The organism is Pseudonocardia sp. C8, assembly GCF_014267175.1.
Classification (GTDB): Bacteria; Actinomycetota; Actinomycetes; order Mycobacteriales; family Pseudonocardiaceae; genus Pseudonocardia.
This window is the reverse complement of sequence record NZ_JACMTR010000002.1, coordinates 1,994,738-2,012,126: the sequence shown is the minus strand read 5'-3', so window position 1 is coordinate 2,012,126 and position 17,389 is coordinate 1,994,738. Positions and strand designations below refer to the sequence as shown.

20 protein-coding genes are annotated in these 17,389 nt (G+C 73.8%); 1 reads left to right on the top strand and 19 read right to left on the bottom strand.

The genetic code is table 11. The features are described 5' to 3' along the window. Positions 1 to 26: 26 nt before the first annotated feature. From H7X46_RS10070 to pyk, 16 genes are all read right to left on the bottom strand, one after another. Positions 27 to 344 (bottom strand): gas vesicle protein K, encoded by a 318-nt coding sequence (locus H7X46_RS10070; protein WP_186359153.1) that lies wholly within the window; start codon positions 342 to 344, stop codon positions 27 to 29. After that, positions 341 to 559, bottom strand: a complete 219-nt coding sequence (locus tag H7X46_RS10065) for a gas vesicle protein (RefSeq protein ID WP_186359152.1) — start codon at positions 557 to 559, stop codon at positions 341 to 343. The genes H7X46_RS10070 and H7X46_RS10065 overlap by 4 nt, the downstream gene beginning before the upstream one ends. After that, a complete protein-coding gene (locus H7X46_RS10060; protein WP_186359151.1) occupies positions 556 to 1,323 on the bottom strand; it encodes a GvpL/GvpF family gas vesicle protein in 768 nt (255 codons plus the stop codon). Before H7X46_RS10060 ends, H7X46_RS10065 begins: the two co-directional genes overlap by 4 nt. A gap of 6 nt (positions 1,324 to 1,329) precedes the next feature. Then, positions 1,330 to 1,995, bottom strand: a complete 666-nt coding sequence (gene gvpJ / locus H7X46_RS30585; protein ID WP_186359150.1) for a gas vesicle protein GvpJ — start codon at positions 1,993 to 1,995, stop codon at positions 1,330 to 1,332. A gap of 29 nt (positions 1,996 to 2,024) precedes the next feature. Then, entirely contained in the window at positions 2,025 to 3,185 is a 1,161-nt protein-coding gene (gene gvpO, locus H7X46_RS29070) for a gas vesicle protein GvpO (RefSeq protein WP_222131259.1), read from the bottom strand. 19 nt (positions 3,186 to 3,204) lie between these two features. Further along, entirely contained in the window at positions 3,205 to 3,447 is a 243-nt protein-coding gene (locus H7X46_RS10045; RefSeq protein ID WP_186359149.1) for a gas vesicle protein GvpG, read from the bottom strand. Between the two features lies 1 nt (position 3,448). After that, positions 3,449 to 4,225, bottom strand: a complete 777-nt coding sequence (locus H7X46_RS10040; RefSeq protein WP_186359148.1) for a GvpL/GvpF family gas vesicle protein — start codon at positions 4,223 to 4,225, stop codon at positions 3,449 to 3,451. Then, a complete protein-coding gene (gene gvpJ, locus H7X46_RS10035; RefSeq protein ID WP_186359147.1) occupies positions 4,222 to 4,605 on the bottom strand; it encodes a gas vesicle protein GvpJ in 384 nt (127 codons plus the stop codon). The genes H7X46_RS10040 and gvpJ (H7X46_RS10035) overlap by 4 nt, the downstream gene beginning before the upstream one ends. Next, positions 4,602 to 5,669, bottom strand: a complete 1,068-nt coding sequence (locus H7X46_RS10030; protein WP_186359146.1) for an SRPBCC family protein — start codon at positions 5,667 to 5,669, stop codon at positions 4,602 to 4,604. The genes gvpJ (H7X46_RS10035) and H7X46_RS10030 overlap by 4 nt, the downstream gene beginning before the upstream one ends. Further along, positions 5,662 to 6,474, bottom strand: coding sequence for a hypothetical protein (locus tag H7X46_RS10025; RefSeq protein ID WP_186359145.1), 813 nt, complete (start codon positions 6,472 to 6,474; stop codon positions 5,662 to 5,664). The genes H7X46_RS10030 and H7X46_RS10025 overlap by 8 nt, the downstream gene beginning before the upstream one ends. A gap of 346 nt (positions 6,475 to 6,820) precedes the next feature. After that, on the bottom strand, positions 6,821 to 7,921 hold the full coding sequence (locus H7X46_RS10020; RefSeq protein ID WP_222131258.1) for an FAD-binding oxidoreductase: 1,101 nt from the start codon (positions 7,919 to 7,921) through the stop codon (positions 6,821 to 6,823). A 227-nt stretch (positions 7,922 to 8,148) separates the two neighbouring features. After that, the gene (locus H7X46_RS10015; protein ID WP_370588687.1) at positions 8,149 to 8,628 is read right to left on the bottom strand and encodes a CoA-binding protein; all 480 of its coding nucleotides are present in this window, start codon (positions 8,626 to 8,628) and stop codon (positions 8,149 to 8,151) included. Beyond that, positions 8,625 to 9,965 carry an O-acetylhomoserine aminocarboxypropyltransferase/cysteine synthase family protein gene (locus tag H7X46_RS10010; protein ID WP_186359143.1) on the bottom strand — a complete coding sequence of 447 codons (1,341 nt, stop codon included), beginning with the start codon at positions 9,963 to 9,965 and terminating at the stop codon, positions 8,625 to 8,627. Before H7X46_RS10010 ends, H7X46_RS10015 begins: the two co-directional genes overlap by 4 nt. Before the next feature lie 19 nt (positions 9,966 to 9,984). Next, positions 9,985 to 10,695 (bottom strand): dienelactone hydrolase family protein, encoded by a 711-nt coding sequence (locus H7X46_RS10005; protein WP_186359142.1) that lies wholly within the window; start codon positions 10,693 to 10,695, stop codon positions 9,985 to 9,987. Next, entirely contained in the window at positions 10,692 to 11,612 is a 921-nt protein-coding gene (locus H7X46_RS10000) for an acyl-CoA thioesterase II (protein WP_186359141.1), read from the bottom strand. Before H7X46_RS10000 ends, H7X46_RS10005 begins: the two co-directional genes overlap by 4 nt. Before the next feature lie 25 nt (positions 11,613 to 11,637). Continuing rightward, the gene (gene pyk, locus H7X46_RS09995) at positions 11,638 to 13,062 is read right to left on the bottom strand and encodes a pyruvate kinase (RefSeq protein ID WP_186359140.1); all 1,425 of its coding nucleotides are present in this window, start codon (positions 13,060 to 13,062) and stop codon (positions 11,638 to 11,640) included. A 97-nt stretch (positions 13,063 to 13,159) separates the two neighbouring features. On the opposite strand from pyk, the gene H7X46_RS09990 reads away from it, so the two are divergent. Continuing rightward, complete coding sequence (locus H7X46_RS09990) at positions 13,160 to 13,522, top strand: VanZ family protein (protein WP_370588686.1); 363 nt, start codon at positions 13,160 to 13,162, stop codon at positions 13,520 to 13,522. Positions 13,523 to 13,676: 154 nt separating this feature from the next. Here H7X46_RS09990 and H7X46_RS09985 read toward each other — a convergent pair whose 3' ends face one another. The 3 genes from H7X46_RS09985 to lgt form a co-directional block, all read right to left on the bottom strand. Continuing rightward, positions 13,677 to 14,717: a M28 family peptidase gene (locus H7X46_RS09985; RefSeq protein WP_370588685.1), complete on the bottom strand. Its 1,041-nt coding sequence runs from the start codon at positions 14,715 to 14,717 to the stop codon at positions 13,677 to 13,679. A 1,119-nt stretch (positions 14,718 to 15,836) separates the two neighbouring features. Then, the gene (locus tag H7X46_RS09980; protein WP_186359138.1) at positions 15,837 to 16,475 is read right to left on the bottom strand and encodes a DUF2461 domain-containing protein; all 639 of its coding nucleotides are present in this window, start codon (positions 16,473 to 16,475) and stop codon (positions 15,837 to 15,839) included. Next, positions 16,472 to 17,386, bottom strand: a complete 915-nt coding sequence (lgt, locus tag H7X46_RS09975) for a prolipoprotein diacylglyceryl transferase (protein ID WP_186359137.1) — start codon at positions 17,384 to 17,386, stop codon at positions 16,472 to 16,474. The genes H7X46_RS09980 and lgt overlap by 4 nt, the downstream gene beginning before the upstream one ends. Between the last annotated feature and the right edge of the window lie 3 nt (positions 17,387 to 17,389).

Sequence of the window (17,389 nt, the reverse complement as noted above, 5' to 3'; positions counted from 1 at the left end):
CGCTCCAGGTGGCACGAAGCACACCGCTACCGGTCCCGCGGGAGCAGCGGGCCGAGCGGGCCGAGCTCGATGTTGAGGTCCTCGGCGGTGAGCCCGAAGCGCTCGGTCAACTCGTCCATCGCGGACTCCAGGTGCATCAGCGCCGTCCCGAGGTCCTCGACCTGGTCCTCGGTGAGGTCGCCCTGCTCGACCCGGCGCAGCGCCTGCCGCTCCATCAGCTGGCGCAGCAGCTCGACGATCGTGAGGACCAGCTTCATCAGGTCCCGCTCGACCGACTCGCGGTCGATCTCGACCCGGCCGGACGGCCGCGCCGGCCTCGACCCGGGCGTCTCGTCGGCGCTCACCGGACCGGCCCCGTCCCGGCGTCGTCGGCGGGCGCGATCGAGGTGATCAGTGCCCGGAGCGAGACGCGGACGAGATCCACCCCTGCGAGCGAGATCGTGACGTCGCCGGTGAGGACGACACCGCCCGCCAGGAGCCGGTCGAGCAGGTCGACGAGGGCGATCTCCCGGTCCGCGAGCGGTCCGACCGGCTCGGTCCCCCTGACCGGCTCGGTCATGAGGCCGCCCTCGTCGTGATCTCGGCGAACGAGTAGGGCACCCACGGGCCGGTCACCTCGACGAGCAACCCGTCCGCGTCGGCCTCGTCGACCACCTGCCGCCACTGTTCGGTGGCACCCGCATCGACCAGGTAGGCCGCGTTGAGCACCATCGGTTCCCGGCGCCCGGTGAGGGCCGCGTCGTGTACCCGGTGCCGCCGGGCCGCGACCGACGCCGCCGCGACCGTGTCGTGCAGCCGGCCGGCCGCGCGGACGGCGTCGTCGGTGTGCCGCTCGGCCGCACCGAGCGCGGCGCGGCGGCGGCGCAGGTACTCGGTGCCCGACGCCGGTCGCCCGGAGTCCGCCTCCGGTCCCTGCGCCTGCGCCGCCCAGGCCTTGACACCCCACTCGACGCGGCCGTGCAGCTCGCCGAGGAGGGCGGCGAACTCGTCGTGCCGCTCGCCGAGCACCTCCCGGACCCGGTCCTCGTCACCGAACACGGTGGCCAGGGACAGCGGGGCGACGTCGACGGCGCCCCCGACCGCCTCCACCACCCGGTGGTGGGCACGGGCGACCTCGGCGAGCCGGTCGAGGTCCTGGAGGAGCTCGTCGATGCGGCCGGCACCGAAGTCCGCGGCGGGCACGAGACCGACGACGGCCCGCAGGTCACCGAACTCGACCGTGTGCAGGGGGCCGCCCGCCACCCCGGCCAGATCCGCGGGGAGCGCCGGGTCGTCGCGGCAGACCGCGTAGACGTAGACCAGCGACTCGGAGCGGGTGGACACGCGTGATCATCCCTTCCGGGGACGGCGGGTACCGCTGTCACGGGAGCGGGCGGGGGCCTCCTTGGTGTCCTTGGTGTCCTTGGCCGCCTTGGAGTCGCTGCGCCGCCCGCCGCCGTCCCGGGAGGTGGCGGCGTCCTTGCGCCGGGAGCTGCCGGTACGGGAACTGGCGGGAACCGTCTCGCGCGCGGGGGTGCCGTCCCGGGAGCCGGCGGGCGCGTCCTCGCGCCGGGAACCGGTGCGCGCGTTCTCCCGCCGCAAGCCGGTGGGCGCGGCCTCTTCCTCGCGCCGCGAACCCGTCGCCGGGTCCTCCCGCCCGGACACGCCGTCCCCGGCGCCGGCCGGGAGCTCGTCGCGGCCGCCGCCGGCCTCCAGCGCCTCGAGACGCCGGCGGAGCCGGGCGTTCTCGTCCTCCAGGTCCTGCCGGCCCGCCGAGAGCGTCGGGTCACGCTCCCACCAGTCGATCCCCATCTCCTTCGCCCGGTCGACCGACGCCACCACCAGCCGCACCTTGATCGTCAGCAGTTCGATGTCCAGGAGGTTCACCTGGATGTCCCCGGCGATCACGATGCCCTTGTCGAGGACGCGTTCCAGGATGTCGGCGAGGTTGGCGCTCTCACCCCGGCGTTCCACGGCGGGTTGCGCCCCGGAGTCCCATCGCACGGTCTCGTTCACGTTCCCGCGGTTACCCGATGCACTGCTGCTCACGCGTCGCCCCCGGCACCCCGGTTGTACCGGCGCATCCGCCGGTATCCGATGAGCTCGGCGTCGGCATCGAGGTCGGCCTGGTAGACCGCGAGGACGTCGGCGGAGTCCGGGATCCGGCGCACCTCGACCATCTCGACCTCGACCGACCAGCCGTCCTCGCTGCGGGCCACCGAGGTGACCCCCTCCGGGGTCCGGCCGGTCATCTCGGCAATCTGCTCGACGGCCGCGCGGGCGACGGCACGGGCGCCGAGGCGGCGGGGTCGGGCCGGTTCGGTGCCGTCGCGGTCGGTGTCCTCCTGGTCGGCGTCCTCCTGATCGGCGTCCTCGGCCTCCTCGTGATCGCTGGCCTCAGCGGAGGTCTCGTCAGTGGTGTCCTCAGTGGTCTCGTGAGTGGTGTCCTCGTCGGCGGCGTCCTCAATGGCGGCGGTCTCGTCAGCGGCGGTCTCGTCGTCGACGTCCTCGTCCTCGAGGTCCTCCGTCGCGACCTCCTCGTCGACACGGTCCTCGCCGGCGCGGTCCTCATCCTCGAGATCCTCGACGGCGTCGTCCGGGTCGGCCCGCTCCCCCGGCCGGCCGCGAGCCTCATCGGGCTCCCGGCGCCGCCGCGCAGCCGACCGGCCTGGCGTGCGGCGCCTCGGCGTCGGTTCCTGTTCCTCCGCCTCGGCCTCCCCCCGGGACCGCCGCTCCGAACCCTCCCGCGCCTCGGCCGGCGCGCGGCGGCTGCGCGTCGGCCCGCGCTCCCGGCTCGGCTCATCGGGCGTGCGGCGCTCCGACGTCCGGCGGGGACCGTCGCGCTTCCGGTGCTCCCGATCCCGGCCCGGCTCGCCGGACTCACGGCGCCGCCGAGGACGGCCCGGCTCCTCCGAGGTGGACTCCCGACGCGCCCGCGTACCACCGGCCCCGTCCGAGCCGGACTCCCGACGCGCCCGGGTACGGCCGGACCCGTCAGCCGGCCTGCGTTCCCGGTCCCGGTCCGGTTCGCCGGAGTCCCGGCGCGGCCGGGCGCGGCGGGATTCGTCGGGCCTCCGGCGCAGCGGCCGCTCCGAGCGCGGCTGCCGTTCCGGATCCGGGTCCGGCTCGTCGCGCCGGGACCGTGCCCGCGGCCGGGGGGAGCCGGCGTCGTCCCCGGACGACCGGCGGCGGGAGGCCCCGGACATGTCTCCGCGGCTCGGGCCGTCAGACACCCGGGCCCCCGTCCCGCGGCATCAGGCGCTGCAGCAGCTCGTCCTGGCGGGCGTCACGCTCGGCCTCGTCGATCTCCCCCCGCTCGTACTCCCGCTCGACGTCGTCGATCTTCCGGCGGACGACCGCCGGGTCGTTCATCTCCCGGTCGACCTCCTGCTCGATCTGCTCGGCGACCCAGACGACCCCGCGGACCGGGGCCAGCGGCAGCGTCAGCAGTCCGGTGATCAGCCCCATCTCACGCCTCCACCCCGGCCTCCTGCTCGGGTTCGGGCAGGAAGTCGAACGGCGCGACCGGGCCGATGAGCTGCAGCGTCACCCGCTCGCCCCACTCGTTCGCGAGCGCCTCGAGGGCGTCGTCGAACTCGGCCTGCCGGTCCCGGCGGACCAGCACCGCGAGGTGCAGCGCTCCGTCCTCACCGCCGGCCTGCTTCACCACGATCCCCTCGCACAACGGCTCGAGGAGTTCGACCGCGGTGCCGGCGTCGGCCTCGCGCTCCCGGTCGACCTCGGCCGCGATCTGCTCTCCCAGCTTGATCCGCTCGAAATGCGTGGCGTCGGGGTCGGTGTCCCGCAGCTCCCGGCTGAGCTCGGCGATGGTGGGGTTCCGCTCCACGATGCGGGCCAGCAGGAGATCCTGGTCGTAGCGCCCGCTCACGACGAACTGCACTCGGCCGTCGAGCTGCCGCAACGCGTCCGCGAAGAAGTCGTGGTGCGGTTCGAGGAGCTCGGAGACCACGGCCCGGTCGTCGCGGACCACCCCGCCGAACCGCATCGGGAGGACCGTCCGCTCCGCGGCGACCGCGTCGACCACCCGCTCGTGCGCCTTCAGGTCGTCGGGCCGGCCGAGTGGCCGGTCGGTCGGGATGTCGCTGACGATTGCCGCCAGGTCGCCGTGGTCGATCAGGGTGATCTCACCGGCGCCGCCCACCGCGGCGAGGTCGGCGGGGATCTCCGCCCCGGCCGCGACCACGCCGTACACGTAGGTTCCGGTCGCCGTCGTCGTCCCGCTCACCTGCGCTTCTCCTCCTTGGGGCGCCGCTCGCCGCGGAACTCGTCGAACTTCTCCTTGCCGGCCTCCAGGGCGCCGCGGGTCTTGCCCTTCGCGCCGCCCTCGGTGGCGTTCTGGGTGATCCCGCCGACCATCTCGCCGAGGTCCTTGCCACCCTTCTCGTGCAGGTCCAGCCGGTTCGTCGCCTCCGCGAAGCGCAGGTAGGTGTCCACGCTCGCGACGACGACCCTGGCGTCGATCGTGAGGATCTCGATCCCGACCAGCGAGACCTTGACGAACACGTCGATGACCAGTCCCTTCTCCAGGATCAGGTCGATGACCTGCGCGAGGTCTCCCTGCGGGACGCGTTCGACCCGGCTGTCCGGGCGCTGGCTGACCGTCACCGGGTCACCACCTCCTCGTCGCGATCGACTTCGTCGGCCTCGTCCTCGTCGGCGTAGTCGGTCTCGTCCTCATCGATGTCGTCCTCGTCGGCGTCGTCGGCATGTTCCCGGCCGCCGCGGTCGGTGTCGTCGTACTCGTCGTAGTCGTCGTCGTAGTCGTCGTCCGCGTCGTACGGGTCCTCGTCGTACCCGTTCTCCTCGGCGGCACGCTCCTCCTCTTCGAGCGCCTCCTCGTGGGTCTTGACGACCTCGCTGTCCCGGATCTCGCCCCGCCAGCCCTCGAGCTCGTCCTGGTGCAGCAGCGAGGAGACCATGACGTGCCGCCGGTAGTGCTTGAACTCCAGCCGGGCCCGCCGGCCCACCGCACGCCAGATGTTTCCGGTCTTCTCGAAGAATCCGACCGGGTAGTACTCCAGGACCAGCAGGACCCTGGTCAGCGTCGGCGTCAGCTCGTGGAAGGAGACGATCCCGTCGACATATCCCTTCACGCCCTGGGATCGCCAGATGATGTGGCTGTCGGGCACCTGTTCGATGATCGTGGCGTTCCACGTCCGCTTCGACCAGAAGACCTGCGCCTTCCACACCGTCTTCTCGTCGGCCTCCTGCTCGACGCTGTGCACCTTCTTCATGAAGCTCGGAAAGTCGGCGAACTGTGTCCACTGGTCGTAGGCGATCCGCACCGGGACCCCGACGTCGATCTCCTCGACGATGTTGGTGAACTTGAACTTGCCGCGTTCCCCGCCGGAACCGCCACCGGAACCGCCGCCGAGTCCGACGGCCTCCGCGGCCTTGTCCTTCACCGCGGACAGGCCACCCTTCACCGCACCGGTGATCGGGTTGTCGCCCTGCAGCAGGGCGCGGCCGCCACCCAGGGCCGAGCCGAGCCCGACGCCCCCGTTGTCGGCGACCTCGCCGAGCCGGTCGGACAGGGCGTCGACCCGGTCCGCCGCGGCAGCGACGGCGCGCTCGGTGACCACCGTGAGCAAGGCCTGCGCCGCGTCCTTCAACCGGTCCATCGGGAGCTGCGCGGACGCGGACGACCGTCCGGTGTCCGTGTCAGCCATCGTTGCCACCGCCCTTCCGCCGGGTCGTGGAACGGGTGCCGGTCCCGCGCCCCTTCGACGGGGTCGCCGGGGCCTTCGCGCGGCTGCGCGACCGCGTCCCGGACGCCTTCCCGGAGGACGCCGTCGAGGAGGACGCCTTCCCGGAGGACGCCGCCGCGGAGGTCGACGACGAGCGGGCCGGGCGCCGGCGAGCAGGGGCCTTCCCCCGGCCGGCCGTGGTCCCGTCGCCACCCTCGCCGGAGCCGGCCTCGTCGGAGCCACTCTCCTCGGAGCCGGTGCCGTCCGAGCCGGTCTCGTCGGCCTCGGCGTCGGAAACGTCGGCGTCGGCCGTGTCGGCGTCGTCGGCGGTGTCCGCGGGCTCCTCACCCCGCCGGGACCGCCGGCCGGCGCGCCCGAGCCCCTTCGCCGTGGACTCCGCGGCCGCGCCCGCCGAGTCGCCGACCTTCTCCGCCGCGGCGCCTGCGGTGTCCCCGGCGGTCCCGGCGACCTGCTCGACCGGTTTGCCGAGGTTCTCCACCCGCTCGACCAGCGAGTCGGTCAGCGACTCCATCCGGGTCGCGGCGGCCGCGAGTGCCGCGTCCTTGCCCGCGTCGATCAGGCGATGGCTGACCGCGTCACGCAGGCGGGCCACCTCCGGCGAGCCCGCGGCGAGCTTCGCACCCCGGGCCAGCAGCTCGGACGGTGTGAGGTCCAGCTTCCGGCCGGCGAGCGCACCGCCCAGCATGATCGCGAGTTTCATCTTCCGGGTGCGCCCGAGGACGTACCCCCCGAGTACGGCGAGCCCCACCTTTCCGGCCGACACCATGGCGCCTCACTTCCAGAACGAATGATGATCTCCAGCGCCCGGGTGCCGCAGAGATCAGTTTTCCGCGATCCACCTCATGATCGGATGCGGCTGTTCATCATTCTATGGGCGCACTCCGGGGCCGCAATCCGACCGGAAGTCGGCGCCGGGGTCCGCGACAGGCGATGACGTCGAAATGATCGCTAAACTGCCCCGATGGCCCGTACCCGATCCGTCGAACGGAGCAAGATTCCCGGGCCACGTCCGACACTCCGTGCAGATACTGGAACCGGTCAATTATCGGCGAATTCTCACCCGAAGAGAGGAGGTTGAATCCGTATTTCCGGAACGACCTGCGACGACGAGGTCAGCCGGCCGGCGGGATGTTGGCGTTGCGGTGGAACAGGTTGGCCGGGTCGTAGACGGCCTTGATCTCGGCCAGGCGGTCGTACTTGTCGCCGTAGGTCGCACGGAGCCGGTCGGCGTCGTCGGCCGTCATCGCATTGACGTACATCCCGGTCCCGATCGCGTGCGGCAGCAGCGCCCGGTGGAACGCACGCACCCACGCCCGCTCGGCGGGCAGCCCGGCCCCGTCCGGCGACAGCCCGATCAGGAACACGGTCAGCCGCGGGCTGCGGCCGCCGCCGAACGCGGTCGCGTCCTCGGCGACGGCCGAGTAGGCGCCGTCGAGGGTGTAGAGGTGCACCACCGACATCGGGGACACCTTGCGGGCGACGTGCTCGGCGAGCACCTCGATCGCCGGTTCGGTGAGCGTCGCCACCGAGCAGCTCTTGTCGTAGGCGTGCATGCCCCAGGCGTTGCCCTCGTCGAACATCTGCTGCAGCGCGGTGAACGGCATCGGCGTGCAGAACTCGAAGAGCCGCTCCGGGAACGTCGCACGCACCCGCTCGTGCACCTGCTCGGCCTCCGGGTCCGGTGTCGAGCCCGTGGTCCCGACGACGGCGATCGCCCAGCCCAGGCGGTGCTGGACCTCGGCCGGCACGAACGGCGCGGGCGGCGCGGTCACCGCGATGATCTGGAACCCGACCGTCGGCGGCAGGTGCGGGATGGTCTCGCGGGCCGCGCGGAGCACCGCGGCGCCGTCGTCGAGGCCGAAGAAGAACAGGCCGAAGGAGACGATCGGGCCGACCGGGACGGCCGCGAACTCGAACTCGGTGACGATCCCGAAGTTGCCCCCGCCCCCGCGCAGCGCCCAGAACAGGTCGGGATGCTCCTCGGTGTCGGCCCGGACCACGCCACCGTCGGCGAGCACCACCTGCGCCGCGAGCAGGTTGTCGATCGTGAGCCCGGCCCGGCGGGTCAGCCAGCCCATCCCGCCGCCGAGGGTCAGCCCGGCGACACCGGTGTGCCCGATCTCCCCGGCGGGCACGGCGAGGCCGTGCTCCTGGGTGGCGGCGTCCATGTCCCGCAACAGCGCGCCGCCGCCGACCCGGACCCGGCGTGCCACCGGGCCGGGCCCAGCACGGTGCCCGTCATCCGGGCGCGCAGGTCCCCGATGTGGGCGTGATCGACGGTCGCGGTCATGGCGCACTCCGGTCCGGGCGGCGATGTGACAGCGGACACGGTGGACCGGCCGGCGCGGCATGTCACCGGAACCGGCCCGATATCGCCACGGTTGACGACGGCCGCCCCCGGCTGCTGCCCCGCGCGGCCCAGGCCGTGCGCCCGGCCGGCTCAGCCGCGCCGGCGGGCGCTGATCACCCCGGTGTTGAACCCGGCGAGGTGCAGCCCGCCGGCGAAGCGGGCGTGCTCGACCTTCAGGCACCGGTCCATCACGACCTCGAGGCCCGCGGCCTCGGCCCGGGCGGCGAGATCGGCGTCGAACAGGCCGAACTGCAGCCAGAACGTGTGCGGCCGCCCGGGCAGGGCGAGCACCTCGTCCAGCACGCCGGAGAGGTCCTCGGGCCGGCGGAACACGTCGACGAGGTCCGGCACGACGGGCAGCTCCGCCAGCGACGGGTACACCGGCCGGCCGAGGATCTCCGTCGCGTTCGGGTTCACGAAGTACACCTCGAACCCGGTGGAGGCGAGCAGGTAGGTCGCGACGAAGTTGCTGGCCCGCGACGGGTTCGGCGACGCACCGACGACGGCGACCGTCCGGGTGTCCTGCAGGATCTGCATGCGCCGCCACGCCGGCGGGTTCTCCCAGGTCACGAGGTCTCCTTCTGGGCCGCCGTCAGCGCCTGGTCGAGGTCCCACACGATGTCCTCCGGGTCCTCGAGCCCGACCGAGATCCGGATCATGTCCGCGGGCACGCCCGCGCGGTCCAGCTGCTCGGCGGTGAGCTGTTGGTGGGTGGTCGACGCCGGGTGCAGGACGAGCGTGCGGGCGTCGCCGACGTTCGCGAGGTGGCTGCACAGCTGCACCGACTCGATGAACCGGGAACCGGCCTCCCGGCCGCCGCGCCGGCTCCCGCTCGCTCGGTCCCGCTCGGCCACCCCGAACGCGAAGACGGCGCCGGGGCCGTCCGGCAGGTAGCGGCGGGCCCGCTCGTGGTGCGGGTGCGACGGCAAACCCGCGTAGGTCACGTACGAGACGCGCGGGTCGGCCGCCAGCCACTCCGCCACGTGCCGGGCGTTCGCCACGTGCTGCTCCATCCGCTGCGGCAGCGTCTCCACGCCCTGCATCAGCAGGAACGCCGAGTGCGGCGAGAGCGTGGCACCGACGTCGCGCAGCTGCTCGGCGCGCAGCTTGGTGAGGAAGCCGAGCTCCTGGAAGTTGCCCCACCAGCTCAGCCCGCCGTACGACGGCACCGGCTCGGTCATGCCCGGGAAGTTGCCGTTGCCCCAGTCGAACGTGCCGGCCTCGACCACCACGCCGCCGAGGGTCGTGCCGTGCCCGCCGAGGAACTTCGTGACCGAGTGGATGACGATGTCGGCGCCGTGTTCCAGCGGGCGGCACAGGTAGGGGGTCGCGAGCGTCGCGTCGATGATCAGCGGGATCCCGCGCGCGTGCGCGACCTCGGCCAGCCCGGCGATGTCGGCGACCTCCCCACCCGGGTTGGAGATCACCTCGGCGAACACGAACTTCGTCTCCGGGCGGATCGCGGCGGCGTAGTCGGCCGGGTCGGTGCCCGGGACGAACGTCGTGTCGACCCCGAACCGGCGCAGCGTCACGTCGAGCTGGGTGATCGTGCCGCCGTACAGCCCGGCCGCGGCGACGGCGTGGTCGCCGGCGCCGGCGAGCGCGGCGAACGTGAGGAACTCCGCGGCCTGGCCGCTGGCCGTGCACACGGCACCGATGCCGCCGTCCAGGCTGGCGAGGCGCTCCTCCAGCGCGGCGACCGTCGGGTTCGCGATCCGCGAGTAGACCAGCCCGTACTTCTGCAGCGCGAACAGCGCGGCGGCGTCGTCGGTGTCCTGGAACACGTAGCTGGTGGTCTGGTGGATCGGCACGGCCCGCGACCCGGTCGCCGCGTCCGGGACGCTGCCGGCGTGCACGGCGCGGGTGCGGAAGCCCCAGGCACGGTCGCCGTCTCGCTGCTCGCTCACACCCCCATCCTGCCTGGCCTCAGAGATGGGTGCGCAGGAAGGCGAGCATCCGCTGCGTGGCGTCGGTGGCGGACGGCTCGTGGAAGTCCGCACGGATCGGCAGCCGCCGCGCGAGCGCCCCGGTGATCCCGGGCGTCCGGGTCATGAACGAGTGGCCGGCATCCGGGTAGACCTTCACGTCGTGCGGGACGCCGCGCTCGGCCAGGTCGGCCTCCAGGCGTTCCGGGTAGCCGTCGGTGAACTCCCGGTCCCGGCCGCCGAAGCTGGCCACGACCGGGCACACCGGCTCCACCCGGACCGCGGTGCGGCCGTAGAACGGCACGGCGACCCGGTACAGCCCGGTCTGCGACAGCAGCAGCGCGAACCCGCCGCCCATGCAGAACCCGACGACGCCGATCCGGTCCGGGTCCACGGTGGGCTGGGCGGCCAGCCAGCGCCGTGCGGACTCGCAGTCACCCAGTGCCGCACCGCGTCCGGTGGCCATCGTGGCCATGGTCGCGGCGACGCACAGCGGCTTCACCGGGCCGCGGGCGAACAGGTCCGGGATCAGCACCGTGTAGCCCGCCCTGGCGAGCTCACGGGCGATCCGCCGCATCTCCGGGGTCATCCCGTGCAGCTCGTAGACCATCACGAGCGCGGGGCCGGGGTCGTCGGACTCGGGCCGGACCAGGAACCCGGGCAGCCGGCCGCCGTTGACGCTGCCGACGGCGACGTCCGCCTCGACCGTCACGCGCGCCCCCGCGGCACCCGCACCAGGCCCTCCTGCATGGTCGTCGCGACCAGGCGGCCGTCGGCGGTGAAGAACCGGCCGGTGGCCAGCCCGCGCCCGCCGGACGCCGCCGGCGAGTAGCAGGTGTAGAGCAGCCACTCGTCGGCGCGGAACGGCCCGTGGAACCACATCGCATGGTCCAGGCTGGCCATCTGCGGGCGGGCCTCGGTCACGTCGTGCCGGGCCAGCACCGAGCCGAGCAGCGTCAGGTCGCTGGCGTAGGTGAGCACGCACACCCCCAGCAGCGTGTCGTCGGGCAGCGTGCCGTCGGCGCGCAGCCACAGGCGCACCGGGTCGTCGGAGGCACCGGCCCGGTGCCGGGACCACGGCGGTTCGTCGATGAGCCGGATGTCCAGCGGCCGGGGCAGGCCCGCCATCCAGCCGCCGTCGCCGCGCACCGCCCGGGTGCCGAGGTCGTCGACGTCGTCCGGGGCCGGCACCCCGGCCGGCATCGGCTCGGTGTGCACCAGCCCCTCCTGGGCGAGCTGGAACGACGCCGACAGCGAGAAGATCGGCTCGCCGCGTTGGATGGCCAGTACGCGGCGGGTCGTGAAGGAGCGGCCGTCGCGCACCCGCTCGGTCTCGTAGACGATCGGGATGCGCGGGTCGCCGGGCCGGATGAAGTACGCGTGCAGCGAGTGCACCGGGCGGTCCTGGGACACCGTCCGGCCGGCCGCGACCAGCGCCTGCGCGGCGACCTGGCCCCCGAACACCCGGGGCAGCGAGACCGGGGGGCTGACGCCGCGGAAGAGGTTGTCCTCCAGCCACTCCAGGTCGAGCAACGCGACCAGGTCGTCGAGGACGGCCTGGCCACGCGGCTCGCCGTCGGCGGCGATCTCGGTGGACGCGGGCGTGCGAGGGGCGGGCTCGGCGGTCACGGTCGCCGAGTATGCCGAACGGCGATCAGGCGTGGTCGTCCTCGCCCAGCCGGTGCACCCGGATCAGGTTCGTCGACCCGACCGTGGCGGGCGGCGACCCGGCGACGATCACGACGAGGTCGCCCGGCTTGAACCGGCCGATGGACAGGATCGCGTGGTCGACCTGGCGGACCATGGCGTCCGTGGAGTCGACCTTGTCGACGAGGAACGTCTCGACGCCCCAGGTCATCGCCAGCTGGCTGCGCACCGCCGGCTCCGGGGTGAACGCCAGCAGTGGCAGCCGGGTGTGCAGCCGGGCGAGCCGCCGCACGGTGTCACCGGACTGGGAGAACGCGACCAGTGCCCGCGCCGAGAGCCGCTCACCGATGTCGCGCGCGGCGTAGGACAGCACGCCCCGCTTGGTCCGCGGCACGTGGTTCAGCGGCGGGACGCTCGCCGGCCCGGCCTCGACGGCCTCGACGATCTCGGCCATCGTCCGGACCGTCTTGATCGGGTACCGGCCGACGCTGGTCTCGCCGGAGAGCATGACGGCGTCGGTGCCGTCGAGCACCGCGTTCGCCACGTCGGAGGCCTCGGCCCGGGTCGGGCGCGAGTTGGTGATCATCGAGTCCAGCATCTGGGTGGCCACGATGACCGGCTTCGCGTTCTCCCGGGCGATCTGGACGGCCCGCTTCTGTACCAGCGGCACGTTCTGCAGCGGCAGCTCCACGCCCAGGTCGCCACGGGCGACCATGATGCCGTCGAAGGCGAGGACGATGGCTTCGAGGTTGTCGACGGCCTCCGGCTTCTCCAGCTTGGCGACCACCGGGATCCGGCCCAGGCCGGAGCTGTCCATGATCTTGTGGACGAGGTCGATGTCGGCGGGGCTGCGCACGAACGACAGCGCGATGACGTCGACCCGCAGCGACAGCGCGAACTCCAGGTCGGCGACGTCCTTGTCGGACAGTGCCGGCACCGAGATGTTCATGCCGGGCAGGGAGAGGCCCTTGTTGTCCGACACCGGGCCACCCTCGGTGACGCGGCAGACGACGTCGTCGCCCTCGACGGCGACGACGCGCAGGCCGACCTTGCCGTCGTCGACGAGCAGCCGGTCCTCGGGCCGGGCGTCCTGGGCGAGCCCCTTGTAGGTGGTGGAGACGCGGTCGTAGGTGCCGGGCACGTCCTCGACGGTGATCCGCACCTCCTCGCCGGTCTTCCACTCGGTCGGGCCGTCGGCGAAACGGCCGAGGCGGATCTTCGGGCCCTGCAGGTCGGCGAGGATGCCGACGGCGCGGCCGCTGGTGTCGGCGGCGGCACGGACCATGTCGTAGACGCGCTTGTGGTCCTCGCGGTCACCGTGGCTGAAGTTGAGCCGGGCCACGTCCATCCCGGCGTCGACGAGGTCACGGATCCGGTCCGGGGTGGCGGTGGCCGGACCGATGGTACAAACGATCTTGGTTCGACGTGTCACGGCGAACAGGGTAGCGCCGATCTGGAACGATCCGGTTTCCGGAACCCCGACGGGCGGTGGCCGGTTTCCGGATCGGCGGGTGGAGCAGACTGGACGGGTGCGTGTCCAGCCGTTCGTCCTCGCCGTCCTGCTCAGCCTGGTGGTGTTGTTCGCCCCGGCGTCCGGGGTGCCGACGGCGCCGCCGGGGACCGACAAGGTCGTGCACCTGCTGGTGTTCGCGCTGCTCGGCCTGACCGGGTGCGCCGCGGGCTTCCGGGTGTGGCCGCTGGTGGGCGGACTGGTCGGCTACGCGGCGGCCTCGGAGGTGCTGCAGGCGCTGCTGCCGATCGGGCGGACCGGCGACGTGGTGGACGGCCTGGTCGACGTCACCGGCGCGGCGCTCGGGCTGGGCGTGGCTGCGATCGTGGCGCGGCGGCGGGGTGCCCGGGCGGGCCGCGGCACGCGGTCGCGGCTCGGCTGAGAGCGCGGCGGAGGGCCGGCCGGGGCGGTGGTGTCGGCGGCGCGGTGGTGTCGGCGGCGGGGCGGGGTCGGCCGCGCGGTGGTCTCGGCGGCGCGGCGGACTCGGCGACGCGGCGGACTGGACCGGGGCGGAGTCGGCGGCGGGACCGGGCGGCTCACGGCCCGGCCGGGCGTCCCGCCGTGTCGGCGAACCGGGCGAGCGTCCCCGCGATCGCCTTCGTGTAGCGGTCCAGCCGCTCCCGGTCGACGTTGCCGAGGTCGTCGCAGGCGGCGTGGTAGCAGGCGTCGTACACCGCACCGGCGGTGCCGCCCCAGCGCTCGGCCTGGGCAGCGGTCTTGGTCTCGTCGTCGCCGGTGACCGCGCCCGCGACCGGGATGCCGGCCTCGGCGAACGGGGCCTCGTCGTCGCCGGTGAACGCGATCGGCTCGGCCTGCACGCCGGTCGCGGCCAGCTCCTCGGCGAGCACCCGCGCGACGGCCCCCGAGCCGTCCGGGCCGGTCGCCTCGGGGCCGTCACCCACCCCGCCCTGCACGAAGTAGCCGCCGTTCGGGGAGCCGACCATGTCGATGTTGAGGTAGAGCAGGTGCGCGTCCCGCTCGGCGCCGGTCAGGCCGCGGACGTAGCCGGTGGAGCCCTGCAGCTCGTCCTCCTCGGACCCCCAGAACCCGAACGCGAGGGTGTTGCGCGTGCCCGGCGCGGCCCCGATCCGGATCGCGGTCTCCAGCAGGGCGGCGACGCCGGTGCCGTCGTCGTTGATGCCGGGCCCCTCCGGGACCGAGTCCAGGTGCGCGCCGCCGAGCACGACCGCCCCCGGGTCACCACCGCGGGTGCGGGCGACGACGTTGCGGTACCGGCGGCCGTCGCCCGCGTCGTACTCGGGGGTCGTGACCTCGAACCCGGCGTCGCGCAGCACGCCGGCGACGTAGTCCACCGACCGCTCGTAGCCGGGCCCGCCCGAGGCGCGGTTCCCGCCTGCCCCGTCGGCAATGCGCTGCAACGCCTCCAGGTGGACGGCGGCGCCAGCACCGGTCGCGGTCGAGGCGACCCGCTGCGCGACCGGGCCGTCCGGCGCCGCGGGGGCCGCCGGCGCCGGCGACGGGCCCGCGCATCCGGCGGCGAGCAGCCCGGCGGTGACGACGGCCGCGGCGGTGCGGGTCCACCGGCGGCGACGGCCGGTCTTCGACTGGCGTTCCACCGGGAGGAGTCTCGCGGACCCGGCCGGGGATCTCCAGGGCCGACCGGGGCGAGAACGGCGGAGGATCGGAGGGTTCGCGACCCCCACACGCCCAGAAGGGTCGATACGCCCACCCCGCGCGCCCTCCCCGATCGATCAGCACGGATCCGCCCCGCTAGGGACGGCAACGTAGTCATCACGGAGTTCGCACCAGATCGATCAGCACGGTTCCGCCCCCGGTACGGGCGCCAACGTGCCTGTCGCGCACCCGGCGCAGGTCGATCAGCACGCATCCGCCCCGGCGGGGACGACAACGTGCACCTCGCACGCCCCGCCGGACTCGATCAGCACGAATCTGCCCGACCGAGGACGACAACGTGCGCCTCGCCCACCAGCCCCACGTCGATCAGCACGCACCCGCCCTGCCGGAGACGACATCGTGCGCCTCGAGGGGCGCACGACGTTCGATCAGCACGATTCCGCCCCGCCCGGGGCGCCACCGTGCATCTCACGCCCGAGCCCCCGGTCGATCAGCACGCATCCGCCCCACCGGCGACCACAACGTGCACCTCGCACGCCCCGCCGGACTCGATCAGCACGAATCTGCCCGACCGAGGACGACAACGTGCGCCTCGCCCACCAGCCCCACGTCGATCAGCACGCATCCGCCCTGCCGGAGACGACATCGTGCGCCTCGAGGGGCGCACGACGTTCGATCAGCACGATTCCGACCCGCCCGGGGGCGCCACCGTGCATCTCAGCGCCCGAGACCCCAGCTCGACCAGCACGCATCCGCCCCAGCGGGGGCGACGACGTGCGCCTCGATCGCCGCGCCGATCAGCACGGTCGCTCCCGGGCTCGCCGCCGGCGCTCGAGGGCGCTGGTGCTGACGATGCTGACACTGGTCTCGGCCCACGGTGGGCGACCGGGCCCGGCATCCGATACGGGCACCCGGCAGAGCGGGGCCTGCCCGAGCGGTGCCGGCAGCGTGGCGCCCGACAGCGTGGGGCTGGGCGGAGCGGTGCCCCGCGCAGTGGCGCCCGGCCGAGTGGCGCCCGGCGGAGCCGCGGCGGCGCGCGGGGGTAGCAGCGCGGGGTCAGCAGCGCGGGGGTAGCGGCGCGCGGGTCAGCAGCGCGAACGTCAGCGGCGCGGCTGCTCCGCGGGCCCCACATGGTCGGCCAGCCACTCGGTCAGCGGCCGCGCCGCCCGCCACACCGTCCGCACCCGGTCCCGGGACCGCGGCCCGTGCAGGACGTCGTCCGGCGGCCACCGCCGTGACACGTACAGGCCCTTGTGCCGCAGCAGGTCCAGCCGTGGATGGTCCGGGTCGGTGCCGCGCGGGCGGGTCTTGAGGGTCTCCCCACCGACGGTGAGCCCGGCGGCCTGCGCGGCGGCCAGCCGGGCCCGGAGGTCCTCGCCGCGGCGCTCGTCGTCGACCGCCGCCCGGTACCGGGTCAGCTGGTCGGGGGTCATGGCGTAGTAGCCGCCCGCGGCGAGCATCCCCTCGGCGGAGACCTCGACGTAGAACGGGGCCGCGTAGCCGCCGCAGTGCGTCTTGTAGGGGGTCTTGTCGGCGGAGAACCGGACGTCGCGGTACGGGCGGAACACCTTGCCCTCGCCGAACTCGGGTTCGAGGTCGGCGAGCAGCGCGAGCATGGGCCCGCGGACGTCGTTCTCGTAGACCGTGCGGTTGTCGGTCCAGTACGCCTTCGAGTTGTCGGCGAGCAGGCCGTCGTAGAACTCGACCGCGCCGTCGCCGAACCCGGCGAAGGCGCTCACGCGTCCTCGCGTTCGGTCGTCTCGGACCCGGCGGGCGGGTCCGGCTGGGCGAACTCCTCCCGGCCCTTCGGCGCGAGCGCGAGGTAGGCCACCGCACCGGCGAACACGACCGCGGAGACCACGACGTTGATCCGCAGGTCCCCCAGCACCCGGGTGGCCGGGTCGGTGCGCATCATCTCGATGAAGAACCGGCCGAGCGTGTATCCCGCGACGTAGACCGCGAACGCGCGGCCGTGGCCGAGCCGGAACCGGCGGTCGGCGAGCACCACGACCGCGGCGACGGCGAGGTTCCACACCAGCTCGTAGAGGAACGTCGGGTGCACGACGGCGATCGGCGTCGGGTCGAGCGCGACCCCGCCGAGCGCGTCCTCCAGGCCGGTCGCCGGGTCCACCCGCCGGTAGATCTCCAGACCCCACGGCAGCGTGGTCGGCTCGCCGTAGAGCTCCTGGTTGAACCAGTTCCCGAGCCGCCCGACGGCCTGCGCGACGACGATCCCGGGGGCGACGGCATCGGCGAAGATCGGCAGCGGGACCCCGTGCCTGCGGCACCCGATCCAGGCGCCGACGCCGCCGAGCGCGATCGCGCCCCAGATGCCGAGGCCCCCGTTCCAGATCTGCAGCGCACCCAGCGGGTCTCCACCGGGTCCGAAGTAGACGTGCCAGTCGGTCGCGACGTGGTAGAGCCGGCCGCCGACCAGCCCGAACGGGACGGCCCACACGGCGACGTCGAGCACCGTGCCGGGACGCCCGCCACGGGCCACCAGGCGGCGCTCGCCCCACCACAGCGCGATCCCGATGCCGGCGATGATGCAGAGCGCGTACGCCCGGATCGGGATCGGCCCGAGGTGCCAGACCCCCCGGTCCGGGCTGGGGATGGTGGCGGGGACGGCGGCGGCGAGGGTGGCGAGCACGGC

Excerpts from the sequence above, each read along its gene's own strand:
- H7X46_RS10030 (WP_186359146.1), bottom strand. The coding sequence starts at position 5,669 with ATGGCTGACACGGACACCGGACGGTCGTCCGCGTCCGCGCAGCTCCCG.
- H7X46_RS10045 (WP_186359149.1), bottom strand. The coding sequence starts at position 3,447 with ATGGGGCTGATCACCGGACTGCTGACGCTGCCGCTGGCCCCGGTCCGC.
- gvpO (WP_222131259.1), bottom strand. The coding sequence starts at position 3,185 with ATGTCCGGGGCCTCCCGCCGCCGGTCGTCCGGGGACGACGCCGGCTCC.
- H7X46_RS10025 (WP_186359145.1), bottom strand. The coding sequence starts at position 6,474 with ATGGTGTCGGCCGGAAAGGTGGGGCTCGCCGTACTCGGGGGGTACGTC.
- H7X46_RS10065 (WP_186359152.1), bottom strand. The coding sequence starts at position 559 with ATGACCGAGCCGGTCAGGGGGACCGAGCCGGTCGGACCGCTCGCGGAC.